The following is a 26219-nucleotide window of genomic DNA, read 5'->3' on the forward strand; positions in this document are numbered from 1 at the left end:
TCGTCGAGGGGCACCACTCGGTGAGACGCACCACGATCGTGGTGTGTTGTTACGTGTACCACTTTAGGTCAAGAGAAAGACAGAAACGGCAGTCTTAGCCCACACTATTCCCCTAAATGGGTTCCCCCTTCCCTCACTTGGTGTCAGATTCACACGCGTTTACACTGGCACAGTGATTTCTGGATCCCGCGCACCCCTCCGAATCGGCCCATTTGAGCTATCGTCCCCCGTCGTTCTTGCACCCATGGCGGGGGTAACAAATGTGGCTTTTCGACTGTTGTGCCGTGAACTTGAGAAACAAAAAACGGGGACGACGTCGGGGCTATACGTCTGCGAGATGGTGACCGCGCGAGCACTGGTCGAGCGGAATGAGAAAACTCTGCATATGACGGAGTTTGCTCCCGAAGAGACGCCACGCAGCATGCAGTTATACACCACGGACCCGAAATGGACGTATGAAGCTGCCCGCATGATTGCCGACGACAACCTGGCTGACCACATCGATATGAATTTTGGGTGCCCGGTGCCGAAGGTGACTCGACGAGGCGGAGGAGCTGCCCTGCCCTATAAGCGGCGTCTGTTTGGCGAGATCGTTGCAGCAGCGGTTCGTGGCGTCGAGGGAACGACGATACCGGTTACGGTCAAGATGCGGACGGGCATTGACGACGCCCATCTCACGTTTTTAGATGCGGGTGCTATTGCCGCCGAGGAAGGCGCCCAGGCTGTGGCGTTGCACGCCAGAACAGCAGCGCAACGCTATTCGGGTACAGCGGACTGGAACCGAATCGGTGAACTTAAGGAGCATTTGGCGGGAACAGGCGTGCCGGTGCTCGGCAATGGCGATATTTTTAAGGCGACGGATGCCGCGGACATGATGGATCAGACGGGCTGCGACGGTGTGGTTGTGGGGCGCGGCTGTTTGGGGCGCCCGTGGTTGTTTGCGGAGTTATCGGCAGCCCTGCGCGGCGAGCCACGCCCTGCTCAGCCCACCTTCGCGGAGGTATGCGATGTGATTCTGCGTCACACTCGGTTGTTGGCGGCTCACTCCGGAGAGTCCACCGCGTGCCGTGACATGCGGAAACACATGGGGTGGTATTTGCGCGGCTACCCTGCGGGGTCGCAATTGCGTCAAAAGGTCACGCGTATCACAAGCATTGATGAACTCGAAGAAATCCTGAACACAGTAGTGAAAGACCCTGCGTTGGCGTCGGCTCTTCCCGACGATGCCGACGGACCTCGTGGCCGCCAGGGGTCTGCGAAGGCGGTGACGCTGCCAGAGGGGTGGCTGGACGATCCTGATGACCGTACTGTCCCCGCTGGTGCGGACATCATGCACTCAGGCGGGTAGCACGGAAACAACGCGAAAAACGTAGTCTTGGGTTAGCCAAGCATTGTTCGCCAATTTGTCCTAAACTAGGCCACCATGAGAGACGATTATCGGGAACACTTGGCGGAATTTGCCCATAATCTCATCGTCATGTGCGATTCAATTAAAGAAATGGCGTCGCATGCTTCCCGAGCGTTATTAAGCGCTGATCTCACGGCTGCGGAAGATGTTTTGACCAGCGTGGAAGACGTCGAAGAGCTTCGCGGTAAGTGCGAACAACAAGCTTTTCAGCTTCTTGCGTTAGAGAGCCCAGTCGCCCGTGATCTTCGTCGTGTCATTTCTGGCACGTACATTGTGGAGGATCTCTCGCGAATGTCGGCACTGATGGTGCACATTGCGAAGGTAGCCCGGCGCCGCCACCCGGATTGTGCGGTTCCGGAATCCATGGTGCCGTATTTCTCCGAGATGGCGAAGCAGTGTTTGGACATCACGGCTACCCTGCACGACGTGTTGGTGTCCTACGACCCGGAGCTGGCACTACAGTTGGCCCGCGACGACGATGCCATTGATGATCTCCACCACCACATTTTTGTGCTGACGACGCAGCGTGAGTGGCCATACACGACGACAAACGCCGTCGACGTCACCTTGCTATCGCGCTACTACGAGCGTTACTCCGATCACGCGGTTCAAATTGGTGCTCGCGTTATTTACTTGGCGACGGGTATGCGTCCGGAAGAGTATGTCGGCGGGAAAGATGAACGTGACCGCGAAGCCACGTTCACCCGCCACTTTGACGAGATCCAGCAACGCTATGGAGGAACGTTTTAGGATCTCCCGCTGATGAGTCCCATCGGGGTGGGTACCGTCGGGTCGATGCCTACGCCTAAGCCTCGACAGCTGCCGGATCAGCCACGTTATCCCCATCGAGTGTCTCGCCACGTCGTTTTTCTCTCATGGTGAGATAGCGATCGGACGCTACATAAACGACGAAGGCCACGGCGGTAATCCCTGCGAGGATCCACAACACGGTGGCATACGCGTGAGCAGTGTGTCCGGTACCCTGCGTCAGCCCGCTGAGGAATGTCGGTTCGATGTCGATCAGCTTGGCTGTGTACGCAATGCCGACGGGGATCGCGATATTAATGGTCAGGTTGTAAAAACCGATGGCAACGCCCGTTTTCTCGGCCGGAATCTTCTTGATTGCTGAGGCCATCAAAGGTGCGTACATGAGCGCGAATCCGCTCCCGAAGAACATCATGGAAAGAATCAATAACCACAAGGATGTGTCGGGAATAATTGCGGGAATGACAAGGGCCCCACAAATCGAGGACAACGCCATGATGATGGCCGGCCGTGTTTTCAGCACCTTTGCAATAGCTCCCGACGCAGCTCCGACGGCAGTTGCGCAAGCGTAGCCGGGCGCGATCAACATGGATGCTGTATCTGTTCCCAACCCGTGCAGGGTGGATACGATAAAGGGGAAGAAAAAAATGTACCCCAGCTGCACGGAGTACAAAATGAGAACAACAACTAAGGCCCACACGTAGCGGCCGTTGAGGAAGAATTCCGGCCGAACGAGGGCCTTGTTATTGACCTTGATGTACACCGCGAAGAGTACAGCGCCGATGACTGACATGACAGCGTAGATGGGCTGAAATTCTTGCATAAAAATGACAGCGAACGTGGCGAAAACTCCGATGAGGAAAAGTCCGATAACGTCCAAATTGGCGCTGACTCTTTCATCATCGGGAACAGTTTTCGCAATGAACGGCACCGCGAGGATGAGAGCCGCAGAGACCAAAAACATTGCTGTCCACGAGATGTACGTGGATATGAATCCGCTAGTGAGGACGCCGATGAGCATGGCCAATTGAAAGGCAGCTGTGGAGAATCCCAGGTATGTCTTCTGGTCTTTCGCTGATATGTGCTTGGTGACGTAGATAACGTATAGGGTCTCCGCCCCGGCCAGTCCGGTGGTTTGGATAATTCGCCCGGCCAGCACCATTGGCCACGAGTGTTGGAACACAAACCCGATGATGGAACCAATAACGGTCAGTCCGATCCCCACGTACAACAACTTTTTTATGCTGAACGTATCGGCGAGCGCGGCATAAACCACAGCGCCGATACCGATGACAATTCCTGCCAATGTGGCTTGCAGGCTGACCGTTGTTGCAGAGAGGTGGAGGTCGTCGGCAATGGGCTTGGACATGAACTTAAAGCCGTTGTCAATGACCAAGCTGAATACGAAGGTAAATAAAATAACGGGAACGGCGGCTTTGGGGTTTAACACTTTCTTGCCAGTCGTCTCCGAGGCGAGTGTTGCTGATTCAGTACGTGCCATCGTTGCCTGCTTAGATCGCCGCGAGTGGAAGCGCGAGCTCCATCATGGTGGTAAATGCTTTTTCCCGTTCGCTAGCGGTAGTGGACTCCCCCGTCACGATGTTGTCGCTGACGGTGAAAATCCCGAGTGCTTCGACGCCTGCTTCTGCGGCAGTGGCGTACAACCCTGCGGATTCCATTTCCACAGCTAGAACGCCCATCGCGGCCCACCGTTGGTTGACGTCATCCTGGTAGTTGTAGAACACATCAGAACTCAGGACGTTACCCACGTGCGTGTTAATTCCGGCCTTCTTCGCCCGAGTTCGAACGTCCTCGATCAATCGGTACGATGCGATCGGTGCATATACGCCGGGCAGGTTGTACTGGGACATGAAATTCGAGTCTGTACAGGCAGCTTGCCCAATGACGACGTCATAAAGGTCAAGATCTTCTTGCAATGAGCCACATGACCCGACGCGGACGAGTTTCTTCACTCCAAAGTCATGGATGAGCTCCCAGGCGTACAGGGAGATAGAGGGGATGCCCATCCCCGACCCCATCACTGAGACTTCTTTGCCCTGGTAAGTCCCGGTGTATCCGAAGGCGTTGCGGACGGAGTTGAACTGGACGGCGTCGTCGAGGTAGGTCTCTGCGATGAATTTTGCGCGGAGCGGGTCGCCGGGCAGGAGGATTGTCTCGGCGATGGGTAAGCCGTTCGGGTTGATGTGCGGAGTTGATTGTCGGCCCATGTTTTCTCCTGTTCGGGACACGTCATGACGCCACCGTGCGGTTACGTTGACAAGTTTGCAGGACTCCCCTAGGCCCGAATGACCCCCAGTTCGCCCTCTGATCTGGATGTCCGCGTGAGCTACCTGTTGTGTCGGGCGCTGTGCCCGCGAACACCGGTCCGCAACCACCCCACCTTGTCCAGCCAACGCGGATGTGGTTGCACACCCCTATGACTATCTCATGTCTTTGCCCGTGGCGCAGTATGGGCCCTGTCACTTTTTCACGACAGTATGTTTCGACAACCGGACCTGTGCGGGCGCTGTGCCCTGTCGGGCTACCCTGCACGGTCTACTAGTGAGGGTTGCTATCCGAACCGACCGGAAATGTAGTCTTCCGTTTCCTTTCTCTTGGGGCGCTCGAAGATTTCCTGTGTCGGCCCAGTTTCGACGAGCCGACCTGGCTTACCCGTCGATTCGAGTGAGAAAAACGCTGTTTGGTCGCTGACGCGCGCAGCTTGCTGCATGTTGTGGGTAACGATGACGATGGTGAATTCTTTCTTCAGTTCGTGAATCAAATCTTCCACCGCCAACGTGGAAATGGGGTCAAGCGCAGAGCAGGGCTCGTCCATGAGCAGCACCTCTGGCTCCACCGCTATCGCACGCGCGATGCACAGTCGCTGCTGCTGGCCACCGGACAGTCCTCCACCTGGTTTATCCAGCCGATCTTTCACCTCATCCCACAGGTTCGCACTGCGCAGCGACCGTTCGGCCACTTCTTTCAAACGCGCTTTGTTCTTGACGCCAGATAGTTTTAATCCCGCGACGACATTGTCTTCAATGGACATTGTTGGAAAAGGGTTCGCTTTTTGGAAAACCATACCGATGGCGTTTCGCACAGCGACGGGGTCTACTTTGGCGTCGTAAATATCTTCGCCGTCTAGTTTGATCGACCCAGTGACATATGCCCCGGGCGTCACTTCATGCATCCGGTTAATTGTCCTGAGCACGGTAGATTTACCGCATCCCGATGGTCCGATAAAGGCGGTCACAGATCGCGGAGGGACATGCATGGTGACGTCTTGCACCGCGTGGAAATCTCCGTAATAAATATTGACATCTTCTAGATCTAAGCGCTTAGCCATCGTGACCGTTCTCCTTGTAACCGTGTGCAGATAATTGTCCGAATTGACGTTCTTATGTCTTGACCGAGAATCGGCGAGAAATAAGCCGAGCCGCAATAGTCAATACAGCAATAATGATGACGAGTGTGAAGGCCGCACCCCACATCTTGTCGACGGCTGCACCCGTGGTTCCAGCTTTATACATGGCCAACATCATGAGTGGGAGTGACGTTTGTGGACCTTCGACCGGATTGAAATTCGTACCGACGTTATATCCGACCAAGATGAGGACGGGCGCTGATTCACCCATGATTCTTGCAACCGACAACATGATTCCCGTGATAATGCCGGACATTGCAGTAGGGAGGACAATGCGGGCAATAGTTTTCCATTTCGGGACTCCTAATGCGTACGCTGCTTCCCGCAGGTCTTGAGGAACAACCCGCAGCATCTCTTCGGTGTTCCGGATAATCACCGGAACCATAAGCAGAACTAAAGCAAGAGAAACTGCCATACCCGAGCGTTCAAATCCGAAGAGCACTACCCATAGCGAATAGATAAACAACGCCGCAACGATTGAGGGCACGCCCGTCAAGATATCCACCATAAAGGTAGTCACTTTGCCCAGACGGGATTCCCCCGCGTATTCAACTAAATATATTCCCGTCAGCACACCAATGGGGATCGATAGCGCTGACGTTATGAGCGCTTGAATGAGTGTTCCCATGATCGCGTGATAGGCACCGCCACCTGCTTGAGATTCGATGATGCCCATCTGGGATTTCATCCACCAGCTGGAGCTCAAGGTGACAGCAGCACCGCGTGAGATCAGCTCCCACAGCACCCATAGCAACGGAATGAATGCGACGATCACCGTTGCAAAGACAAGAACCCGCGCCATTTCATTCGTCACTTTTCGACGGGTCGAGATAGCAGTAAAGGTTGTTGATGTTTCGATTTTTTGATGAGGAGAAATACGTGGTTGTAATGCTGGCGATGAGACCGCGTGTGACATCGTGGCGCTCCCTACTTTGCGTAATTGATAGCTGGTGTGTCGGGTCGAGGTTTATCTCTTCGCCACAATGGCCCGGGCGATAGCGTTGACGACAAACGTCAAAAGGAAGAGAACGAGGCCAGCTGAAATGTAGGCGCCAGCCTGAATGTTGTTATTAAACTCTTGAGCAGCGTTCGCAATGGCCGTGGCGAACGTTGTGCCACCATCGAAGAGGGAACCACGAAATTCTGAGCTCGGTGAGATCACTAAGTACAGCGCCATTGTTTCGCCCAGGGCTCGTCCTAACCCCAGCATGGCTCCGGAAATATAACCCGAGAAACCGAAAGGTAAAACGGTCAAAGTGACAACTTCCCATCGTGTTGCCCCTAATGCTAGGGCAGATTCAATGTGGCCTTGAGGAGTTTGAACAAAAACTTCTCGCGCTGTAGCCGCGATCACGGGGAGAATCATGATGGCCAAGACGATTCCACCGGTCAACAGGTTCCTGCTTGTTGCGAAAGCGGGAGAATTAGCAAAGGTTTTAAAAAGAATGAACTGACCTGCCCAGGAATGAATCCATTCATAGAAGCCTCCGAGTTTTGGCCCCAGAACTTGGGCACCCCACAAACCAAAAACAATAGAGGGGACGGCCGCTAGAAGGTCAACAACAAATGCGATCGGTTTTACGAATCGCTGAGGACAATATTGCGCTAAAAAGATTGCTATCCCCAGCGCTACCGGCATCGCCAAAACAAGGGCTACCAAGGACACCGTCACGGTGACGAAGAACAGGTTCGGGATACCGAAATGCATTGCCGACGTTGTTGCAGTATTCCAATCACCGCTGTAGGTGAAGAAGTTTTCGGTGTTGTTCCGTAGAGCGGGGATGGCACGCCACAGCAAAAATGCTCCAATAGCAGCGATGATAATGGTGATCATCATTGCTGATCCCGTCGCCAGGCCGTGGAAGATTCGGTCGCCTGCGCGGACTTTTCCTGGTGCGTTATGGCCGCTTTGGGCCTTCGGCGGGATAGTTCCGTTACCAGGTGATGATAGCCCTGCCTGGTCAGCGGCGGATGGGAGATGGGATCCGGCAGGCTGGTATGTCGCAGCTCCGGTGCTAGATGGAGTGGTCATTGGTGTCTCTGCACTCATTCGGGTCTATAGGAACGTTTGTGCTTGGCTGCATCTTGGGAGCGCGTAGTCCACAGTAACTGAAACTACGCGCATTCCCTCGGATTACTTGATTTCTTTAATCGCGCTGGTCAATTTGTCTTTCAATTGACCCGTGACCGGAATATAGCCCTGATCTTCCAAGTTCGAGTCCTGCCCATCATTGATGGCGACGGTAAGGAAGTCGCGGACGCGATCACCGGTGGACGAATCTTGGTATTTCGAGCACACCAGTTCATATGTGGTGAGGAACAACGGGTAGCTGTCTTTTTCTTTCAGACCGAAAAGGGCATCGGTATCGACGACCATGTTGTTGCCCTCACCCTTATATGTGAGTTTATCTAAGGCATTGCCGACGGTCTCTTTATTGAGTTCGACAGGCCCCTGCCCGAAATCGATCGCCGCCTCTTTCAAATTAGCTTCTTTGGCGAACCCGGCTTCCACATAAGTGATAGCCCCGTCGGTGGCTCCAACTTCCTGGACAACACCGGATGAGCCATTCGCCCCGGACCCTGTAGTGGAGGGAAACGCCTTCCCCTCGGAATCCCACTGTCCCGGCGCGGATGCCTTCAGGAATTTTTGGAAGTTATCTGAGGTCCCCGATTCATCCGAACGATAGATAACCTTGATGTCTTTATCAGGAAGATTAACTCCATCATTGAGCTTCTTAATGGCGTCATCATTCCACTTTTTGATCTCGCCTTTGAAGATCTTGGCAATGACCTCGGGGCTCAACGCGACGCTGTCAGCACCATCTAATTTGTAAGCAACGGCCACGGGCCCAATCACCATAGGAAGCTGCCAAACGTCGGATTTACAGGTCTTGTCTTTCGCCTCAGTCATTTGGCTATCGTCAAGAGGCGAATCTGACCCACCAAAATTGACCTGTCCGGCTACGAATTGTTTTTGACCAGCGCCTGATCCCGTGCTGTTGTATGAGAACTGTGCGCCGGGAACTGCTTGAGAGTATTTCGCAGAGAACACACTCATGGCTTTCTGCTGAGCGGATGAGCCCTCTGCGGTGAGCTGTCCGGTGGTTCCAGAGAGGTTCGAATCTCCATTAGACGACGAGGATCCACCGTCCGCGCTATTGTCATCACTATTACAGCCCACCATAGTGAGGGCTGAGACGGCTGCGATGGTAGCCAGGGCAGTACAGCGTCCTACTTGTTTCCTGTTCACTTTTCCTCCGGGACTCAGGGATTTCGCCAGGTGAGGAGCAGAACGAGCCACGCCGGATGGTTGACTTCATCATCTGCCTCGTTCGGCACCTACTGATTCCGACACATGCGGATTCAGGTTTGAAAGTAACCCGTGGAGGTTGCCAGTGAGCAGATTCAAGATGAACAGAGAGTGAACACTCAGAACTTCCATGCTGTGTGGCGCTCAACCACCGTGAATCCGAGCGCCTCGTAGGCATGAACAGCGGGCGCGTTATCCGCTTCGACATAGAGCTCGACGTAAGCTGCGTCATTGCTGGCTAAGTACTGGATCCCCTTCGCTGTTAAAGCGCGACCTAAACCTCGCCCCTGGGCCTTCCGAGCGAGCCCGATCACATAAACCTCTCCAACCTTGCGCCCGGTTTCGTCGTCACCCTCGCACACTAATTTCGTCCAGTGGAACCCTAGAAGAGGGGGAAGCTGATCAGTATTTTCGTCCTTCTTGCTGACACCGTCGGCTGATCCCCCACTACCATCGCCCTCACTCCCCCAAAGTAAAAGGACACCGTCGGGGTCGTACCATGATGCTCTCCGGGCCTGATCCAAGCGTGACTGATCCCACCCGCCTTGTTCGGGGTGCCAGTCAAAGGCCTCATTGTTGACAGCCAGCCATGCAGCATCAACTGCATCTTTCCCCCATCGACGGGCTGATTCCGTCCAGCTGAGAACCGTGACATCATCAGGTAGCGTTGCAGCTGCCTGAGCAACGGGTTTGTCGTCAGACTCGTCTTTCCCGGCAGAACCAGGAAGCTCCATCACGAGGAGTTCACGATCAGCGGTAGCACCAATGTGCTCAGCCGCCGCCCGGGCAGCGGGGAGGTCGCCGTGCGCCCACCATGTCAATCCAATCCCGTTGGTGTGAATATCACGTTCATCCCCCAGGCCGAGAGACGACGCATGGGCACGAACCGCACGCTGCAACGCTGTAGCCAGCCCGCCTCGTCGATAAGAGGGATGAACGGCGAGTTCGACGGCCGGACCAGAAGGATCAACGGCTGCAATGCCACGTACGTGCCCATCGACCCTGACTAACGCGTGCCAATGATGAAGGTCCGGTTCCTCCATTCCGCGCAAGAATTGTTCGGAAAACGGTGCGACGCCGTCATGCCGGGTGCTCTCGTGCAGAATTGTTTCGATTTCCATCCATCGATCGGCTGACGCCTGTCGAGCATTGCGAACCCGGGGAGAAACTGGTCCTAACACCAGCTGGGTGATGATGTCACACGGCTGTGCGTTGAAGGTGGATGCGTCTGCCATCGCTACAATCCTCACTCATTTCCGAGTTCTGCGCTTATGTACTGTTGTGATCGAATGTGGCCGAACACTGGGTGGCACCAGCCCGACTGATGGTCGCCAGCTTCGTGCTCGCTTATTTGGCTTTCGTCGCACAGGCTACCGGGGTTCAGGCGCGAGTCATAGTTTCGGGCATGTCCCGATTATGCGTCAAGGTCGATAGCCTTGTAGCCAACATTACGAACAGTAGCGATCATTCCCTCATACTCGGTGCCCAGCTTGGCGCGAAGCCGCCGAACATGCACGTCGACAGTTCGGGTTCCACCGAAAAAGTCGTACCCCCATACTTCTTGCAAAAGCTGCTTTCGGGTGAACACGCGCCCGGAGTGTTGAACCAGAAAGCGGAGCAATTCAAATTCTTTATACGTCAGATCCAGCGGGGTGCCATGGATACGAGCAGTGTATGTTGCGTCATCAACGACAAGTTCTCCAACAGTAACGACGTTGGAATCGTCGATCTCATTAACGGGAACTGGCCGACGGGTAAGCAGAAGCCGGAAGCGCGCGTCAATTTCGACCGGCGTAGCGCTAGCTAGGAGGAATTCGTCGACAGCCCAGGAGGAATCAAGGGCGATCAGGCTGGTTTCTGCGATGGCAACGGCCACGGGCATATCAGGGTGAGCAGCGGCCACGGTCCGGCAGAGCTCCCTGGCGCCGAGGAGGTCGGAGCCCGTGACGTCGATCACCGCGAGTTCGACGTCGTCAAGTTGTCGTGAGGACGTAGCGTCGGGAGGAAAAATGACGGTCTCGTGTGGCAAGAGTGCCAAGGGCGGGAGTACGTCGGCCACGCTTGTGGCATTGGTGAGTAACGCTATCCTCACGATGTAATCCTTTTTCGTTGACTAGCTCAACAGCTCAATACTGGGTCACGTTAGCCCAGTCCGCCCCATTGACCGAACCGGATAGTCTATTTTTCTTGTAGGTTCGATGAATAGCGGGGAAACCGGTAAAACTGTAGGGGTGACTCATCAGCCTTCTTCGCCCGCCGGTTCGGTGCCCGTTAAGACGCGGTCTCGCCACCGGCGGAGGGTGCACAAAGTAGGCATCATCGTCGCTATCGTTGTGATGGTTCTCGGCGTATGCGCATGGGTGGGGGATTCATTGGTAGCAGCTCGGACGGAGTCGCGTATCTCGCGTGAACTGCAGCACTACTCCAATTTGCCTGTGCAGCCCGATGTGACAGCCGGGGGGTTTCCTTTCTTGTATGAAGCTGAGCGCGGGAAGCTATCGTCGCTCACTGTCGATGCACAAGATCTCGACGTTCCTGGGTTTGGTTTGGTGACTGTCCAATCCTCGGCAACGAATATTGAGGCGTCAACACACGATATTCTCCACGGACGGATTGAGAATGCTCCGGTTGAGACCGTATCGACGACGCTATCGCTGGACGGATTAGCTTTAGGCGAGCGTCTCGGGATTACCGATCTAACTATCCGACGGTTGGCGAATACAGCGCCGAACGGTGGTCAGGAATCGGATTCGGTGTTTAGTGGTTCTATTGGTGGGCTAGATAAGCCAGCTACAGTTGCAGTTCGGCTGCGAATTAAAGCCGACGTTATTTCCATGGATGCCTACGAGGTTCTCGACGGGCCGGCCAGCAGGGATAAGGATGCCCCGGTTGTGAAGGGGCGGGAGATCCCGGAAGACATTCGGGATGAAATAAAGAAAGCCTTTTCCCTACAATTAGAAGGGAAATATCTTCCACTTCGGGCACGTCCTGATTTTATTTATTGCGAAGGCGGGTCTATTTTCCTGCAGGCTAGCCAACAAAATGTGACGATTAATTTGTCGGATCTGGCGCCCATGGCTCGGGAGGAACCTGAGGAAGCGAAATACGAAAACGACAAAGAGTAAGGAGTAGCGAGGACGGGGACGTGGTGAGTCCTACCCCTCCGGTACGCTGGGCACCATGGCTGAAAACGACAAAGACAGTGCACAGAAATTCGGTGTTCCCGGAACTGGTTCCGCGGGGCAGGCAGATCACTCCCCCAGCGACGCTTCCGCTGGTGAGGGCACACCGCAGGGGCACAAACTCAACGGCAATGAGGCCGTGAATCGCGCTGCGGAGCAGGCCAAAACCACGGCCAGCCGTAACATCCCTGTTTTTGGTGATCTTCCTATTCCGGATGACACGGCGAATTTACGCCAGGGCCCGTCTCTTCACGATGGCCTTCTGGCGCTTCTTCCCCTGGTTGGGGTCTGGCGGGGCGAAGGGCAAGCTCGGGATCTATCGACGGGCGAAGAATATCCCTTTGGGCAACAAATTACTTTTGCTCATGATGGCCAGAACTATCTGTCATATGAGTCACGTACATGGAGGATAAATAAAGAAGGCGAAGCCTCCGGGCCCGATGAGCGGGAATCGGGGTTCTGGCGTATTAACGATAAAGATGAGATCGAATTCGTGTGCGCGCACGCCAGCGGCGTGGTCGAAATTTTCTATGGCCAGCCGACGACTGAGCGCCAATGGGATGTGCAGTCTGCATCGACGATGGTGACAGCGTCCGGCCCCGCCACGTTGGGCCCCGGCAAGCGCCTCTACGGGTTAATGCCGAATAACCACTTGGGTTGGGTTGACGAGCGTGCCGTCGACAATGAGATGGTTCCTCGTATGTCGGCGGAACTCACCCGCCACGCGGGGTAGGCGTCCCGGACGTAACGCAGCCCCGCACTTGAGGCGTCTTAGCCGAAACTTGGCGCTGAGGTGAGAGGCGGGATGATCTCCCCTAACGTCGGCAGGCCATTAGGCGAATCGGGTGCCATGCAGGGCATCGTCGGATTGTCGTCTTTCAGAAGGTTAGAAACCAACGCTTGCATAGATGGGAGTTTGGTTAGCCCACCGTGCCCGACAATGTCATTCGGGCACAGATCTTGCGTGATGATATTGGTGTAGTCGCCCGGGCCGTCCATGAGATTGATGCCATAGGGGGCGGCGTTGATTTCCTGTTTCGTCGTGACGGCGTAGTACTTGATACCCGGCAGCGCTTCCGACGGGGTGTTGAGTGAACGAATGCTCTCGCCCTCCGATGACATCTCTAAGCAGGTGTCACTGGGGCTCTTGAGCAGCTCCTGAGGGACATAAAGTCGCGCATTCGGTGGCGGGCATTGGCCTTTGCGAAGGGCATCGGCGTGATGGGGCGACCCCTTGATCATCCCGGAAAGTATCACGGCTTTTCGGACGAAATCGGCACCGCCAAAGTCTTTGAGCCAGTACCGAGTGACGAGTCCACCTTGGGACCACGTGACGACGTCGAACTTATCGTGTCCGGTTTGTTGTTTCAGCTTGTCGACGAAGGTGGCCAGGCGCGCCGAGTTGCCTTTAACAGTCACATAAGGGCTGGTGGAGGGATCGTCTGGTTCCCATGTCATGAAGACATGAACGTCTAAACCGTGGTTACGCAGACTATCTGCATATGCTTCTGCAGAACTCCGTGATTCGTTGGATGCGGAGACGTAGATGACTGGGAGCGGGCCGTCGGTGGACGATGATCCGGCGGTCACTGGGGATTGAGCATCACCAGCGTGGGCGGGCAGGGACGACAGCAATAGCGTGATCGCGGCCGTGAGGATAACGCACAAGGAGAACACTGTGCGACGGGGAGCGGTCATGGGGATCATGAGGCTAACCTACCTCACTCGGCCGCTCGTAGCTACAGTGTCGGTAACTTAATTATGCCTAGCCGTTAAATTTGTCCAACAAGGCGAGCGCCGCTTCTTTTCCTAAAGCGTTCGCAGCTAAAGGGCTATCCCCTGTCAAGAGATTCCTATCCCGCGTGGTTGCTCCGGACATGTCCTCGTTGGAAATGGTGATACCGGCTTCCTGGAGCTTCTCCCCCAGCTTCCACGGCATCTCGCCAGGTAAATAGCCAATCTCAATATTGGCGCCGAAGTCGAGGGCATCCGGGAAAGCCACGACGCTATATCCGGCGAAAGGATTCTCATCGGCCCCGATACCTGCCGCTAAGAGTGCTGCTGGGCCGTGACACAGCGTGATAATGAGCCGATCATTGTTCAGAAAGTAGCGCAGCGCTTCACCTACTGAACTGTCCGACGGCACACCATTCATGGCACCGTGGCCACCTGGAATAAAGACTGCGGCGTAATCATCGAGCCCCTGTGCAACGACGTCGCTGAGCTTCTTGGGCTGTTTAAAAGCGCTTTTCGTTGCATCCCACGCGTCGTTAACGGCGTCGTCCGCCGACGGGTACGCCCACCATTCGAATTTCGCCGGGCTGCCCGAGATAGTCGCGACATCGACCCCGAACCCCGCTTTGTGCATGTGATAGAGGGGAAGGAGCGTTTCCACGGGGTGATTGCCGGTAGAGAAGAACGTGCCGTTCTGCATCGGTAGGTAGCGCTCTTCGGTTGCAATAACGAGGACTTTCCACCGGCCACCGGTGTACGTGTCTTCGCTGGCGAGGCCGGAGAAGTCGGTCGTATCTGCGGTGTACTGTTCAAGGGAGTATGCCGAGGGGAAAAAGGCATTATCCTCCGCCGGATCAGGGGTTGGCTTGCGGTTATCGTCGGTCTTTGTTGCGTACTGTCGGACAAATTCCTTTGCTTTAGTAGCCATATCACTTTTCTACATAGAATGGCGAGACCGTGCCACCTGTAAAAAGTGTGCCCCCTACCAGTCGCGCATCCGCAATGATCAACGCGCAACAACGTACCGACGGTGTCGATATAGCGACAGAACCAACAACAGAAATAAAACGCCGGTGAGATACCACCACTGACGGGGTAACACCACCGGCAACATACCGCCGACGGGCATTCCGCCGGCGATGATTAGTTAGTTAAGCGCCCTCACTAACTATTGTTTCTTGGTTGCGCTTACTTCTTTATTGCGCTGATTTCTAATTCCAGCGCAACGGCGTCGGAAATTAATACTCCGCCAGTTTCCAGGGCCGCATTCCAGGACAATCCGAAGTCTTTTCGAGAAATGGTGATGGCACCTTCGAACCCAACGCGCACGTTGCCGAATGGATCTTTGGCCTCGCCGCCGAATTCAAACGGAATCGTCACAGATTGGGTGGTTCCTTTAATAGTAAGGTCCCCGGTAAGTTCCAGCGTGTCTCCTTTAATCTCCGCCGAGGTGGAGGTGAATGTTAACGTTGGGTTGTTTTCCACGTCCAGGAAATCGCCTGATTTGACGTGCTTATCACGGTCCTCATTACCAGTGGTAAATGAATCAGCTTGTGCTGTCACATTCACCTTGATTGACGACGGATCGGAGGCGTCGCCGGAGGCTTTTCCGGTGAAGTCCGAGAACGATCCGCGAACTTTCGTCACCATGGCATGGCGAACGACGAATCCTAAACGCGAGTGCGATGCATCAATGTCGTAGCTTCCGTTAATGGTGGACAGGTCGGACATTATTTTCTCCTTTTTAAGTGCTTGACACGTTGTGCCCATGCCACTTTATGTGACACATCAACCATATTGCTCATCTTTTGGTGACTTGTCAACTAAATGGCGGAAAATATCTCGCAGGGGACTCATCAATGCGCGACAGACCGACAGGAGGCTACTGATATCTAGTCGGCAGCTGGACCCACTTTCATGAAGCATTTATGGGTGTGACGTGCCACGATCCAGAGCCACCGGTGTATGGATTTTTGGATTGCATTCCTAGACTAAGGATCATGACGACGACACATATGGATCCGACCTCAACCCCTGTCACGGAGGCGGAATCCCCCATCACTCATCCCCACGCCGATGAGGACCCACAATTCCGGCGTTTTCTAAACACCCTTCAGTCGGACGGCAAGGAGCATATTGACTATGCGGACGACGGGCTGTCCCGCATCGCGCAAGCGCACGATGCCTCACACTACCTGCTCGTTCCGAAGGGAATCATGCGCCCCGACAGTGCCGGCCAGGTGGCCCGCATCATGGCTGCCGCCGACCGGTGCAACTTGCAGGTCAGCTTCCGAGCTGGAGGGACCAGCCTGTCCGGGCAGGCGACAACTGACGCGGTGATGGTCGATACCCGACGGCGGTTCCAAGACATCGAGGTTCTGGATAATGGCCGCAAAGTGCGCGTTCAGCCCGGTGCGACGATCCAAATGGTCAACGCCTATCTGTCGCTATACAAGCGGAAGCTAGGCCCAGATCCTGCGTCGTCAAGTGCGTGCACGATTGGCGGCGTGGTCGCGAATAATTCGTCAGGGATGCATTGCGGTACGCAATTCAATACCTATCAGACGCTGGATTCGTTGGTATTTATTCTTCCTAGTGGAACTGTCATTAACTCAGCTGACCACGATGCTGAACAACAGTTCCGCACGCAGGAGCCCGAGTTGTTTGATGCTCTCGTTCAGATGCGTCGGCAGATTACGTCGAGCCCTGAGTTGGTGCGGAAGATCAAGCACCAGTACTCGATGAAGAACACCATGGGGTATGGCTTAAATTCGTTCCTGGATTATGAGTCCCCACTCGATATTTTCACGCACCTCTTAATTGGTTCGGAAGGCACTCTGGCGTATATTGCCGAGGCTACGTTCAATACCTTGGAAGTAAAACCACGAGTTTCTACTGGGCTCTTGGTTTTCTCTAATCTGATCGACGCGTCATCGGCAGTTCCTCAATTGGTCGCGGATGGATTTCAAACTGCTGAGCTGTTGGACGCGACGAGCCTCAAAGTGGCACAGCGAACGGGATCGGTAGCACGTTCAATTCGCGAAATTGACGTGAAGAATCACGCTGCGCTGCTAGTGGAGTTCACCGGGGACAGCGACGACGAGCTGCGCGACCGGTATTCGGCTGCGCTCCCCCACCTTGAAGCAATGCCCTTGGCGGTGCCCCACGAGATGACGTCGGATAGGAAAGAACGTAATCTCTTGTGGGCAACGCGAAACAATTTGTATGCGGCCGTTGCTGGAGCCCGGCCGAGTGGGACGAATGCCTTGCTGGAGGATGTTGTCGTGCCGGTCCAGGATTTGGGCCGGGCGTGCAATGATCTCACGCACCTTTTCCGAAACCACGATTATCCTGGTTCCGTTATTTTTGGCCACGCAAAAGATGGCAATGTTCACTTCCTCCTAAATGAACAATTCCGGGATGTAAAGAAACTTCAGCGATATCAGCGTTTCACCGAGGATATGGTTGACGTCATTCTGGGTTATAACGGTTCACTCAAGGCCGAGCATGGAACGGGGCGCATTATGGCTCCGTTTATTGAGCGCCAATTTGGTTCGGAGTTGTACCAGATTATGCGCCGGATTAAAGACGCGGCTGATCCGAAGCGAATGCTCAATCCCGGGGTTATTATTACCGACGATCCGCATGAGTATGTTGAGCATCTGAAGGTGGCTGACCGGATCGAAAAGGTGGCGGATCGGTGCGTTGAGTGTGGGTATTGCGAGCCGGTGTGCCCGTCACGAAACCTCACATTGACGCCACGCCAACGGATTGTTGTGCGTCGTGAAATTACTGCGGCGAAGAACCGCGGCGACACAAAGCTGGCCACGGAGCTGCAGGAGCGGTGGCAGTACGACGGGCAGGATACGTGCGCGGTAGACGGGATGTGCCTCACGCGGTGCCCGGTGGGTATCAACACGGGCGATTTGATCCGCCAGTTGCGGGCGAAAAGTGCCGGCAATGTCGCCCAAAAGGGCTGGAAGGCCGCCGCACACGGGTGGAACCTGGGTGCCAAAGCTGGTTCGCTGGCGATGACTGCCGCGTATGCCGTTCCGTCATCCTTGCCGACGGCTGCCACGCGGGTTGCGCGGAAAGTGGTCGGCGATGACACGATGCCTCTCTATAAGAGTGCGCTGCCCCAAGGTGGCCCTCTGCGCCACGATGTCTCCACCGACCACGCGGATTTTGTTTTCTTTCCAGCCTGTGTGAACGAAATGTTCGGCGGCATTGATGGCGACGGAAAGCGAGCAATGAACGCGACCAAGGCTTTCGAGACGGTAGCGCGGCGCGCGGGGCTCACCTGGCGCACCCCGAACGGTATCGGTGGCATGTGCTGCGGTACACCGTGGAAGTCCAAGGGCATGCTGGAGGGCTACGAGGTCATGCGCGCACGCGTGCTCTCTAGGCTGTGGGAGGCGTCGGAGGAAGGTCGCCTACCGATCGTGTGCGATGCTGCTTCCTGTACAGAGGGCATTCAGGTCATGCGGAACACTGTTACGAAGGCCGCGGCCTGCGACCCTAAGTGGGAGAACGTGCAGGTGATGGATGCCGTCGAATTCTGTGTGCGCTACCTGCTCTCCCACGTGAAAGCGAAGCGACAGTTGGATTCTCTGGTCCTCCACCCGACGTGTTCGCTGACCCATTTAGGTCTTATCGACGAGATGTGCGCGATCGCGCGCGTTGTCGCCCGGAATGTGACGGTGCCGAAGCATTGGGGTTGCTGCGCGTATGCGGGTGACCGTGGAATGCTTCACCCTGAGCTGACGAAGAGTGCAACGCGAGCGGAAGCGCATGAGGTCAATGAGCGGCCGTACTCTGCTTACGCATCGATCAACCGGACGTGCGAGCAGGGGATGACCGAGGCAACTGGCCAGAATTACCAGAACCTATTCCAGCTTCTGGAATGGGCGACGCGACAAGAAAAGCAAGAAAAGGTGGACGCAACGGCCTAAGCCTTAGTGGCATGGTCGGCCCCTGGCGTGTGGTCGGTATTGGCGTAGCCCGTCGGTGTGACTCTGAGGTCTATTAAACCCGATATAGGCCGCTAAGCAGCGGAAATGCAGCCCTTGCAGCAGAGTCGCGCCGATCACAATTACTGGTTTTCAGTGTCAATTCTGGATTAATGTCTGGGTATGCGTAGTAATCAACCTATTCATAATCAGTCTCTCCATAGCCGGTCTATTCGCCGACATCAGCCCTCGGAAAAGCTTTTGACAAGCCCCACCAATTCAACAGAATCCGCCAACGGGTACACCAGAAGAGCTCACCGCTCCAATGATCAACGTGGCCCCCTATTAAGCAATAAAAAATCAGGGGTAGCGTTGGGGCTGACTCTCGGCCTCGCTGGCACATTTCTTATTCATGGGGCGGTAAGTGAGCGAACTTTAGGATCGGCACACGCATCTGTTTCTGGAGCGTCACCCATATCCGGGGCTTCAGCGACGACTCAATCTGCTGCTTCCTATTCCGGAACTTCAGAATCTGCGACAACCCACGACTCGGGAACTGCGGAGCTCATCGAGCGGAATGCAAAGTACCAGGCTAATCACAATGATGGCGCTGGAAAGGCCGATTCGGTGCGGTGGGTGGATAGGACAGCAAGCTCACCTCTTGTTTTAATCGCCCCTCATGCCACAACCCAGATTCGCGATGGCAAACGGAAACCGGCTGACCTGTACACCGGCGGCATTACTGAGATTGTGGCCGACCGCATGGGCGCTTCATCGTTAACAACGACAGGCAAGGTTTCAGATTGGAATAAGAATTGGTCTACGAGGGATGATGAATTCACACGGATCATCGATCGTCTCCCCAAGAATGCCGTCATTGTTGAAATTCATGGGATGAAAGATTCTTCGCTAGACGAACCTGTATCTGCCGGTGCGGGTGATAAACCATCAGAGTCGACGGATGCGATCGTTGGGGCTTTGCAAGACGAGTTTGAAGGTCATGTGTCGCAAGACAAATTTGAGGCGGAGTCCGGTTACACTGTGACCGATTACCTGCAGAAACAGGGACATTCTGTCCTACAAATCGAGTTAAGCCGCAGCCTCCGAGACTCCAAATCTGGCCAAGCCGGACAGACATTGGACCATCTAACACGTGCGTTTTCCAAAGCAGCTGACCAATTCCCGCAGTTATCAACGACGCCCGAAGCGGATGGAGAAGAGCGTTTGCCACATCTCACGTAAAGAGGTTTCGGGTAGGTGTTGGAACGAACATCGATACTCGACTCCTTGCTTTCACCTGTTCCCCCCAATATCCGAATCTGCCGACTAAGTCCCTTGAGAGTGGGTCCGATAGCAATTGTTCACGCCGATTAGCGAGCAAAACGACCATGGGGCTTGTCATGGCTAGCCCTCAATAAGGCATTAACACGGTCTCCTGCGCGACATCACGAGATCTCCCCGCTCGCCAGTGCATCCATTGCTTGATGCCGCACTACGAAACCCTCCACAAAAATTCTCATAGAAATGGACGGAACATTTAGTCCTATTTGGTGCACTCATAAATGAACCGGCCGAAAGGGTCGGCCCACAGATACTTGAGTGAGGAGCCAAAGTGACTAATTCTTTTCCTAATGGCGGGTATCAACCTGATTTTGAACCTACTAACGATGGCTATGCCGGACGGAACGAACAACAACCGAATTTTCCTCCATCTCAACCGCCGAACGGCAATCCAAACGGGCCTCAAGCAGCCGGCAGTCCAATCGGATCTATGCCACAACCGGGCTACATGAATCAATCCGGATTAAACGGTCCGGGATACGCACACCTCCAAGGCGCATCATTTGGGCCTCGGTTAGGAGCCGCAATTATTGACGAAATGATCTGCTTTTTTTGCTGGAATAATTCCCATCATAATAATCGGAATCATAATGAATGTGATGACGGGCAATTCCACTGAAGACCCTGGGCCTGCAATAGCTAGTATGGTTATCGTGGCGGTTCTCGCCCTCATTATCACATTCGCCATTTTCCATTTCCTGATAATCAATATGGAAGCGAGCTCAGGTCAGACACTCGGTAAGAAGGCGCTGAGGATAAGAACCCTGAGCACAACCAATGCGCCCCTTACGATCGGTCAGGTGTATAAGCGCTACTGCTGGTGGTGGGTCACTTACATCCCATTCCTGGGAGGGCCACTATCACTCATCCTTGCTATTGCTGCAGCCGTGGGTGTTAATAACCCACCGAACTTGCAGGGATTTCACGACAGGTGGGCCAACACTATCGTAGTCAAGGAATGAGAATTTCATAAAAAGAAAGTAAACAAAATCTATGCGAGTAAAACAATTCATTCAACATTGGCTCGCAACCCGATCTTTAACCCTGGTATTACACATCTAACCCGCTGAGATGCGTCACAAGACTCAGCGGGGATTTTAGAACGCCACCCTAACGTAGGAAAAGTCATGTATGACCCGTGCGAACCGCACAATAGTTACCAAGGTAACGACCCTTTTCTCTCCGATTCGTTCGATGATCTAAATACCACTTACAACTCCCAAGATCCACTATTTCCAGGGGAGAGTAATCAACCACCTATGGGGTCCACCAACATACTGGCCCCCCGAAAAAAAGTGGCAGAGGTCTAACTGCGGCTCTCATCGTCGTCGGAAGCTTACTAGTAGTAGCCATCGTGGGTGGCGGTCTAGTTTTTGCCTTATCTAGAGGACCTCATGATGAAACCGTTGCGCAGAGCAGCGAATCGAGATCGGAAGATACGGTAAATACAACTCATGTAAACCCGTCATCAACTAATGAAGCACCGACTAGAACAACCAAAACGCCACAGCCTACGACTGGAGATATAAGCGACGATAACATCGGAAAGGATTACCCCAAAGAAGAAACAAAACAATGGTCAGAAAACTCACTTAACGATTTCGAAAAAAGGTCACGAATATTCCACAGAAGCAAGGGGCTGGAGTGGCTCAAATATTCAAATGGAATTACACCAGGAGCTCGAATAACAAACCAGAACAATTCAGGATTTTGCTCCGTAGGGTATCTTGCTCGTAAGCAAAATAGGCTTTTCGTTTTAACTGCTGGTCACTGTGGGAAAAAAGGCGATGTGTTCGCATATTCAACGTCCGATGGCGAGTTAGTAAACTTTGGTCGCATGGTCGACTCTACCGGCCGCACCCCGTCAGCGGATTACGGTTTGATAGAAATAGCGAACTCAGCCCCCATGGAATCGTCAATAATCGCCTTTAAAAAGGTGTACAGGTTATCACATTGGGAAACCCCCGAAAACGTTAGAGAAAATGATAGCGTTTGCCGAATGGGCTATCGAACGGGTTTAAGTTGTGGTGGATTTCTTGGCCAGCTAAATAAAAATGCTTTCGAATTTGAGGGAACGGCAGACCATGGGGACTCTGGTGGACCGGTATTCTTGCAGCGCGGAAACGATCTGATTGCCCTCGGCCTTGAGTCATATGGATTTGAGGAGGACGCAACACGCGACGGAGCATTGTCGATTAGCGGTGCTTTAGATTACTGGGATCTCGAGCTACTAGGTTAACTTATACAGACGTCCGGTCCAATAAATAACCAAGCTTTTAAGGTTCGTAGGGCTTTATACGGCAATAGGCGGTGCGGACACCTCTCGCTACGTGTCCGCACCAATGTCACAGCCCTATTCCTACTCCAGCCACTAGCACAAGATCACCCTCGGAGTAGCTAAGACAAGCGACCCCTTACGTTCTAATCAGTTCCAGTCTGGAAGGAACCATCCTCACATCGCGGCCGTGGGGATTAATTTTCTCCCACTAAACTTGAGTTTCGTTCCTCCTTCTCAAGAAAGGAACTAGTCGCTGGATCCGGCATGGCTCTGTTACCGTCCCCGTCTGTCTAATGATCCGGGGGTGATGCCATCGAAGACAGTGGCGCGCCCCACACTGCCAAGAGGAACATGCCCCACCCCAACCAGATAAGGCCTCTTTTGTCATGTGGATGCCAGCCACCAGTGACGCCCGACGAACCACTTTCCCCAGCAACGAACACAACCCAGCAACTGTTCATCGCAAGAACAAACCCATGACATATGACTACGTCATTGGTGTTGCCAAAAGGACAATACTTCCACCACGTCTGCGTCCTTAACCGCAGTGGATCCACCGTCTTATCCCAACGAGTCGAGCACACCGACACCACACTCACCCGGTTCTTCACTCAATTCACCACGACCAGCCCCACCCTCGTTGTCGTCGATCAACCCAATAACATCGGCAGGCTCACTGTCACCGTCGCTCAAGCCACAGGCACAGATGTGAAATACCTACCCGGTCCTATCGATGCGACAACGTGCACGCATCCACGCGGGAAACGCTAAAACTGATATCCGCGATACCTTTGTCATCGCTGACAAGGGACGATTTCTCCCGGACGCCTGACAAGGCGCCACCGCACCGATCCAATCTTCCAGCAGCTCAAAACCGGCAGGCGGCATCGATGACGATCTCACCCGCGCCTACACCAGGCTCATCAACCAAATCCGTTCGTCCCTCGTGGGAACCTACCCAGAATTCGAACGCGTCTTACCCGGTTCGGTAATCCATCGCCGATTGATACTACAACTGCTTGACCACTATGGTGGCCCGACCAAACTCCGCCGACTAGGACGCGGCCGTATCATCGCATTCGCGATGACACGCACAGCACGCAACCCCGCACCGATCATAGACGCACTATGTGAGGCAATCAGCAGCCAACAACTCACACTTCCTGGCGCTATCGAAGCTGAGCTAGGGGTATCGCTAGCTGCTAGCAACCAACTGCGAAAATGGATCACCGCACGCGGATACATCAAGAGTTCCTCGACATCATCGACCAGATCCCGCTGACTCACGTGCTGCTGTCGATGCCAGGTGTTGGTCCGCCGACTGCGGCAAAGATCCTGATGACTATTGGCGACTTCAGTGACTTCACAACAGCAGCCGAACTGGCCTCATACGCAGGCCTGTGCTCCACAACGAACCAGTCGGGAACATCAATCGATTCCCATAGCGTGAACCGGGCAGGCAACAAAAAACTAAGAACGCGCCTCCGGCAGTCCTCTTATTCGGCTATCAGACACGACGAGCGTTCACGGCAATACTACGAGCGAAAACACCAGGGAAGGAAAACGACATAACGCAGCCGTGGTATGTCTTGCCCGCAAACGTCTCAACGTCCTGTTCCCGGTGGTCAAGACAGGTGCCCTATACAATGAGAACCATCCCACATTCGCATAACTTCTAACCCGTTTTACGAAGCCGAGTCACAGCCGACTGAAGCCACCCCAGTCAGTCGGCTACAACCCCTACCCAATCACAACGCCTGAGGAGGACACAAAAACTTCCCTAGACTTGACAAGCACTATAACAACACCCCCAAACGTTTTATTACCAACTTGACAAGCCAAACAAAAGAACCACGTAAATTATCGCCGACCCGCCAGTGTATACCATCCGGAGGAAAAACACGGCCAGAGAAGTGTCAATCTGCTAGACTTCACGGAGAAACTTAGGCCCGAAAACGAGTATACAATTGATGACGGCTGAAACGAGAACTAATGTCGGCATAAGTGACCTTAATCCGAATTCGCTGGAAAGACTCGATAAGGGCACCGCATATACCAACCACTCCCCTACCTTAATAAGCGTCACGAGCAGAAGTCCAAGGGAAACAATTTTTCCATGGTAATCTCTAAAAAATACAGAATTCCTCAGCGCCACAGAAAGCCCCAAATACTGTAAGACCGTACCCAGCTTACTTGGGAAATATACCACCCTATCCGGCAAAACAAGGTAGATTAAACCAACGGCGAAAATAGCAAAAGACAACACAAGCATTATATTAAGCAAGAGAACTGTGCGTCGTGATTTAAACATCTTCTCGCGATTATCCAATGATTCCGAACTACATATTTTATTTCGCACTTTAGCATCCATAGTAGAGTCAGCGCCCTCCTTTTTCTTTTAAATCAATTGTATAATCTTCGACGATATTTCCATCCATCAACAGACACTCCCAATCTAAGCCTTCATCATATTTTGAGTCACACCATCCCTTATAATTCCTTTCGCCGACCGAAACGTCCATGTCAATTGAGCGCGACGCCTTTTTCTCATGTTTCATCGAATCCATTATGTTCACCGATAGTTTGCGGGCGGTGCTTTTATTATCCAACTCTCCCTTTTTCATATATGCAGAAAAGCTGTCGCTTTCAGCCACTTTCGACCATGTTGTCATATCAACTTTACCTGGAGTCTTTTTATTGAGGCTGTTATTTTCATACGAGTTGGCTAACATTTGCGAACTAGTAAACAATAATGTTGCGACGAGGACTACAATCAAGCTAGATCTACCTGATATGTTATATTTACTCTTAAAGATCCGCTCCTGTAAACGATCGTACTTCTGGGAAATACTCTCGACATGAGTGACAGTGACGGCACCAGCTTGTCTCTCCTTTCTTTTATTTTTATCGAATTTACTTTCCTCTTGTCCATCGTCCTTGCGTTCCCAGCCTTGTGGAGAGTAACCCTCTCTTGGAAATGTCATAACTTAGCCTGCCTTCGTTAGCGATTGACTAGGGCCACGTTTGCGTTCGTATCCGTATAGCAATACCATCCTTTTCCTCGCTGACTCTCGCACGTTACTGTGTAAGCTTGACCTGTCACTGAGCTATAAACGCTGGGTGAACGATCTGCGGTACTCCCTTTATCACTGTCCAGTTCTTTACCTATGGCGTCCGCAAACTCATCGGACGTTTTGCCCCACTTATAGACCCTGTAAGACGAAGTCGTTCCTACGTAACTAGCTTGAGAAGGCGGAGAAAAGGCGGGTTCCGTATCCTCGGTCGTCTCCGTCTCTGTTTCCGTATGCATTACGGTTGTAGTTTCTTCAACCGTTATCGGATCCGGACTCTTCGACTCGTGCTTACCAAGCCGATTGACCACAAAAATTCCCCCAAGAGTTGCCAAAACAACAAGCAGAATAACGGCCGTTCCACAGCCCTTTCCCCCAGAGGTACTGGTTTTCGAGTTGGATGTAGCTCTTTTATACGCAGCCGAACCGACTTGAGATCCAGAGGATAGGTCAGCGGGACGGGCTGCATTAGCGCTTTCACCTTCGTTTTCGGAACCGTCTCCAGCAGAGTCTTTAGAGGTGGGCGATTCACCATCTTCTCGCCGACGGTCGCTTTCACCAGCGCTTTCGTTACCCGATTCACCCTTGACGTTATTCCTAATATTCACTTTCCGGTTTGGGGATGTTTGACTTTCTACGGCGGAGGCCTTAGAGGATGACGGTTGGTGATTCGGGTTATCAGGGTTATATTCCTCAGGTTTGTAGGCAGAATTAGCCGGACCACTATAGTCTTCCCAACTGTGTGTCGAAGTTG

20 protein-coding genes and 1 pseudogene are annotated in these 26219 nt (G+C 53.6%); 9 read left to right on the top strand and 12 right to left on the bottom strand.

Annotated features, from left to right (window positions below):
• The first annotated feature begins 244 nt into the window (after window positions 1-244).
• Window positions 245-1348 (top strand): tRNA dihydrouridine synthase DusB, encoded by a 1104-nt coding sequence (dusB, locus tag KCQ76_RS09020; RefSeq protein WP_046202178.1) that lies wholly within the window; start codon window positions 245-247, stop codon window positions 1346-1348.
• Window positions 1349-1423: 75 nt separating this feature from the next.
• A complete protein-coding gene (gene phoU, locus KCQ76_RS09025) occupies window positions 1424-2158 on the top strand; it encodes a phosphate signaling complex protein PhoU (RefSeq protein ID WP_046202051.1) in 735 nt (244 codons plus the stop codon).
• A 55-nt stretch (window positions 2159-2213) separates the two neighbouring features.
• Here phoU and KCQ76_RS09030 read toward each other — a convergent pair whose 3' ends face one another.
• From KCQ76_RS09030 to KCQ76_RS09065, 8 genes are all read right to left on the bottom strand, one after another.
• Window positions 2214-3674 carry an MFS transporter gene (locus tag KCQ76_RS09030; protein WP_046202050.1) on the bottom strand — a complete coding sequence of 487 codons (1461 nt, stop codon included), beginning with the start codon at window positions 3672-3674 and terminating at the stop codon, window positions 2214-2216.
• A 10-nt stretch (window positions 3675-3684) separates the two neighbouring features.
• Window positions 3685-4401, bottom strand: a complete 717-nt coding sequence (gene deoD, locus KCQ76_RS09035) for a purine-nucleoside phosphorylase (protein ID WP_046202049.1) — start codon at window positions 4399-4401, stop codon at window positions 3685-3687.
• Window positions 4402-4745: 344 nt separating this feature from the next.
• Window positions 4746-5522, bottom strand: a complete 777-nt coding sequence (gene pstB, locus KCQ76_RS09040; RefSeq protein ID WP_046202048.1) for a phosphate ABC transporter ATP-binding protein PstB — start codon at window positions 5520-5522, stop codon at window positions 4746-4748.
• 52 nt (window positions 5523-5574) lie between these two features.
• Window positions 5575-6516: a phosphate ABC transporter permease PstA gene (gene pstA / locus KCQ76_RS09045; protein WP_046202047.1), complete on the bottom strand. Its 942-nt coding sequence runs from the start codon at window positions 6514-6516 to the stop codon at window positions 5575-5577.
• Window positions 6517-6567: 51 nt separating this feature from the next.
• Window positions 6568-7632, bottom strand: a complete 1065-nt coding sequence (gene pstC, locus KCQ76_RS09050; RefSeq protein ID WP_231725414.1) for a phosphate ABC transporter permease subunit PstC — start codon at window positions 7630-7632, stop codon at window positions 6568-6570.
• A gap of 102 nt (window positions 7633-7734) precedes the next feature.
• Window positions 7735-8850: a phosphate ABC transporter substrate-binding protein PstS gene (gene pstS, locus KCQ76_RS09055; protein WP_082089971.1), complete on the bottom strand. Its 1116-nt coding sequence runs from the start codon at window positions 8848-8850 to the stop codon at window positions 7735-7737.
• Between the two features lie 179 nt (window positions 8851-9029).
• A complete protein-coding gene (gene mshD, locus KCQ76_RS09060) occupies window positions 9030-10145 on the bottom strand; it encodes a mycothiol synthase (protein WP_052722403.1) in 1116 nt (371 codons plus the stop codon).
• Window positions 10146-10324: 179 nt separating this feature from the next.
• Entirely contained in the window at window positions 10325-11002 is a 678-nt protein-coding gene (locus KCQ76_RS09065) for a winged helix family transcriptional regulator (protein ID WP_046202046.1), read from the bottom strand.
• 208 nt (window positions 11003-11210) lie between these two features.
• Here KCQ76_RS09065 and KCQ76_RS09070 point away from each other — a divergent pair, with 208 nt between their 5' ends.
• Both KCQ76_RS09070 and KCQ76_RS09075 read left to right on the top strand, forming a co-directional pair.
• Entirely contained in the window at window positions 11211-12035 is an 825-nt protein-coding gene (locus tag KCQ76_RS09070) for an LmeA family phospholipid-binding protein (RefSeq protein ID WP_046202045.1), read from the top strand.
• A 55-nt stretch (window positions 12036-12090) separates the two neighbouring features.
• Entirely contained in the window at window positions 12091-12825 is a 735-nt protein-coding gene (locus KCQ76_RS09075) for a heme-binding beta-barrel domain-containing protein (RefSeq protein WP_046202044.1), read from the top strand.
• A gap of 38 nt (window positions 12826-12863) precedes the next feature.
• Here the strand turns inward: KCQ76_RS09075 and KCQ76_RS09080 are convergent, their stop codons facing one another.
• The 3 genes from KCQ76_RS09080 to KCQ76_RS09090 form a co-directional block, all read right to left on the bottom strand.
• On the bottom strand, window positions 12864-13799 hold the full coding sequence (locus tag KCQ76_RS09080; RefSeq protein ID WP_046202043.1) for an esterase/lipase family protein: 936 nt from the start codon (window positions 13797-13799) through the stop codon (window positions 12864-12866).
• A 58-nt stretch (window positions 13800-13857) separates the two neighbouring features.
• On the bottom strand, window positions 13858-14754 hold the full coding sequence (hchA, locus tag KCQ76_RS09085) for a glyoxalase III HchA (RefSeq protein WP_046205285.1): 897 nt from the start codon (window positions 14752-14754) through the stop codon (window positions 13858-13860).
• 260 nt (window positions 14755-15014) lie between these two features.
• Window positions 15015-15557: a YceI family protein gene (locus KCQ76_RS09090; RefSeq protein WP_046202042.1), complete on the bottom strand. Its 543-nt coding sequence runs from the start codon at window positions 15555-15557 to the stop codon at window positions 15015-15017.
• Between the two features lie 269 nt (window positions 15558-15826).
• Here KCQ76_RS09090 and KCQ76_RS09095 point away from each other — a divergent pair, with 269 nt between their 5' ends.
• From KCQ76_RS09095 to KCQ76_RS11215, 5 genes and pseudogenes are all read left to right on the top strand, one after another.
• Window positions 15827-18778 carry an FAD-binding and (Fe-S)-binding domain-containing protein gene (locus tag KCQ76_RS09095; protein WP_236881230.1) on the top strand — a complete coding sequence of 984 codons (2952 nt, stop codon included), beginning with the start codon at window positions 15827-15829 and terminating at the stop codon, window positions 18776-18778.
• A 180-nt stretch (window positions 18779-18958) separates the two neighbouring features.
• The gene (locus KCQ76_RS09100; protein ID WP_146003203.1) at window positions 18959-20017 is read left to right on the top strand and encodes an N-formylglutamate amidohydrolase; all 1059 of its coding nucleotides are present in this window, start codon (window positions 18959-18961) and stop codon (window positions 20015-20017) included.
• A gap of 662 nt (window positions 20018-20679) precedes the next feature.
• Window positions 20680-21078, top strand: a complete 399-nt coding sequence (locus KCQ76_RS09105) for an RDD family protein (protein ID WP_257994314.1) — start codon at window positions 20680-20682, stop codon at window positions 21076-21078.
• A gap of 392 nt (window positions 21079-21470) precedes the next feature.
• On the top strand, window positions 21471-22355 hold the full coding sequence (locus KCQ76_RS09110) for a trypsin-like serine protease (RefSeq protein WP_146003204.1): 885 nt from the start codon (window positions 21471-21473) through the stop codon (window positions 22353-22355).
• 515 nt (window positions 22356-22870) lie between these two features.
• A pseudogene (locus KCQ76_RS11215) lies at window positions 22871-24066 on the top strand (IS110 family RNA-guided transposase).
• A 706-nt stretch (window positions 24067-24772) separates the two neighbouring features.
• Here the strand turns inward: KCQ76_RS11215 and KCQ76_RS09120 are convergent.
• On the bottom strand, window positions 24773-25378 hold the full coding sequence (locus KCQ76_RS09120; protein WP_046205282.1) for a hypothetical protein: 606 nt from the start codon (window positions 25376-25378) through the stop codon (window positions 24773-24775).
• Window positions 25379-26219: the final 841 nt, after the last annotated feature.

The sequence above is a fragment of the Corynebacterium parakroppenstedtii genome (assembly GCF_019754935.1).
GTDB classification, from domain to species: Bacteria; Actinomycetota; Actinomycetes; order Mycobacteriales; family Mycobacteriaceae; genus Corynebacterium; species Corynebacterium parakroppenstedtii.

Bases quoted from the DNA above. Each gene is read 5' to 3' on its own strand.
- deoD (WP_046202049.1), bottom strand. From the start codon at position 4,401: ATGGGCCGACAATCAACTCCGCACATCAACCCGAACGGCTTACCCATC.
- KCQ76_RS09090 (WP_046202042.1), bottom strand. From the start codon at position 15,557: ATGTCCGACCTGTCCACCATTAACGGAAGCTACGACATTGATGCATCG.
- pstB (WP_046202048.1), bottom strand. From the start codon at position 5,522: ATGGCTAAGCGCTTAGATCTAGAAGATGTCAATATTTATTACGGAGAT.
- phoU (WP_046202051.1), top strand. From the start codon at position 1,424: ATGAGAGACGATTATCGGGAACACTTGGCGGAATTTGCCCATAATCTC.
- dusB (WP_046202178.1), top strand. From the start codon at position 245: ATGGCGGGGGTAACAAATGTGGCTTTTCGACTGTTGTGCCGTGAACTT.
- hchA (WP_046205285.1), bottom strand. From the start codon at position 14,754: ATGGCTACTAAAGCAAAGGAATTTGTCCGACAGTACGCAACAAAGACC.
- KCQ76_RS09075 (WP_046202044.1), top strand. From the start codon at position 12,091: ATGGCTGAAAACGACAAAGACAGTGCACAGAAATTCGGTGTTCCCGGA.
- mshD (WP_052722403.1), bottom strand. From the start codon at position 10,145: ATGGCAGACGCATCCACCTTCAACGCACAGCCGTGTGACATCATCACC.
- KCQ76_RS09080 (WP_046202043.1), bottom strand. From the start codon at position 13,799: ATGATCCCCATGACCGCTCCCCGTCGCACAGTGTTCTCCTTGTGCGTT.
- KCQ76_RS09095 (WP_236881230.1), top strand. From the start codon at position 15,827: ATGACGACGACACATATGGATCCGACCTCAACCCCTGTCACGGAGGCG.
- KCQ76_RS09100 (WP_146003203.1), top strand. From the start codon at position 18,959: ATGCGTAGTAATCAACCTATTCATAATCAGTCTCTCCATAGCCGGTCT.
- KCQ76_RS09120 (WP_046205282.1), bottom strand. From the start codon at position 25,378: ATGACATTTCCAAGAGAGGGTTACTCTCCACAAGGCTGGGAACGCAAG.
- pstA (WP_046202047.1), bottom strand. From the start codon at position 6,516: ATGTCACACGCGGTCTCATCGCCAGCATTACAACCACGTATTTCTCCT.
- pstC (WP_231725414.1), bottom strand. From the start codon at position 7,632: ATGACCACTCCATCTAGCACCGGAGCTGCGACATACCAGCCTGCCGGA.
- KCQ76_RS09030 (WP_046202050.1), bottom strand. From the start codon at position 3,674: ATGGCACGTACTGAATCAGCAACACTCGCCTCGGAGACGACTGGCAAG.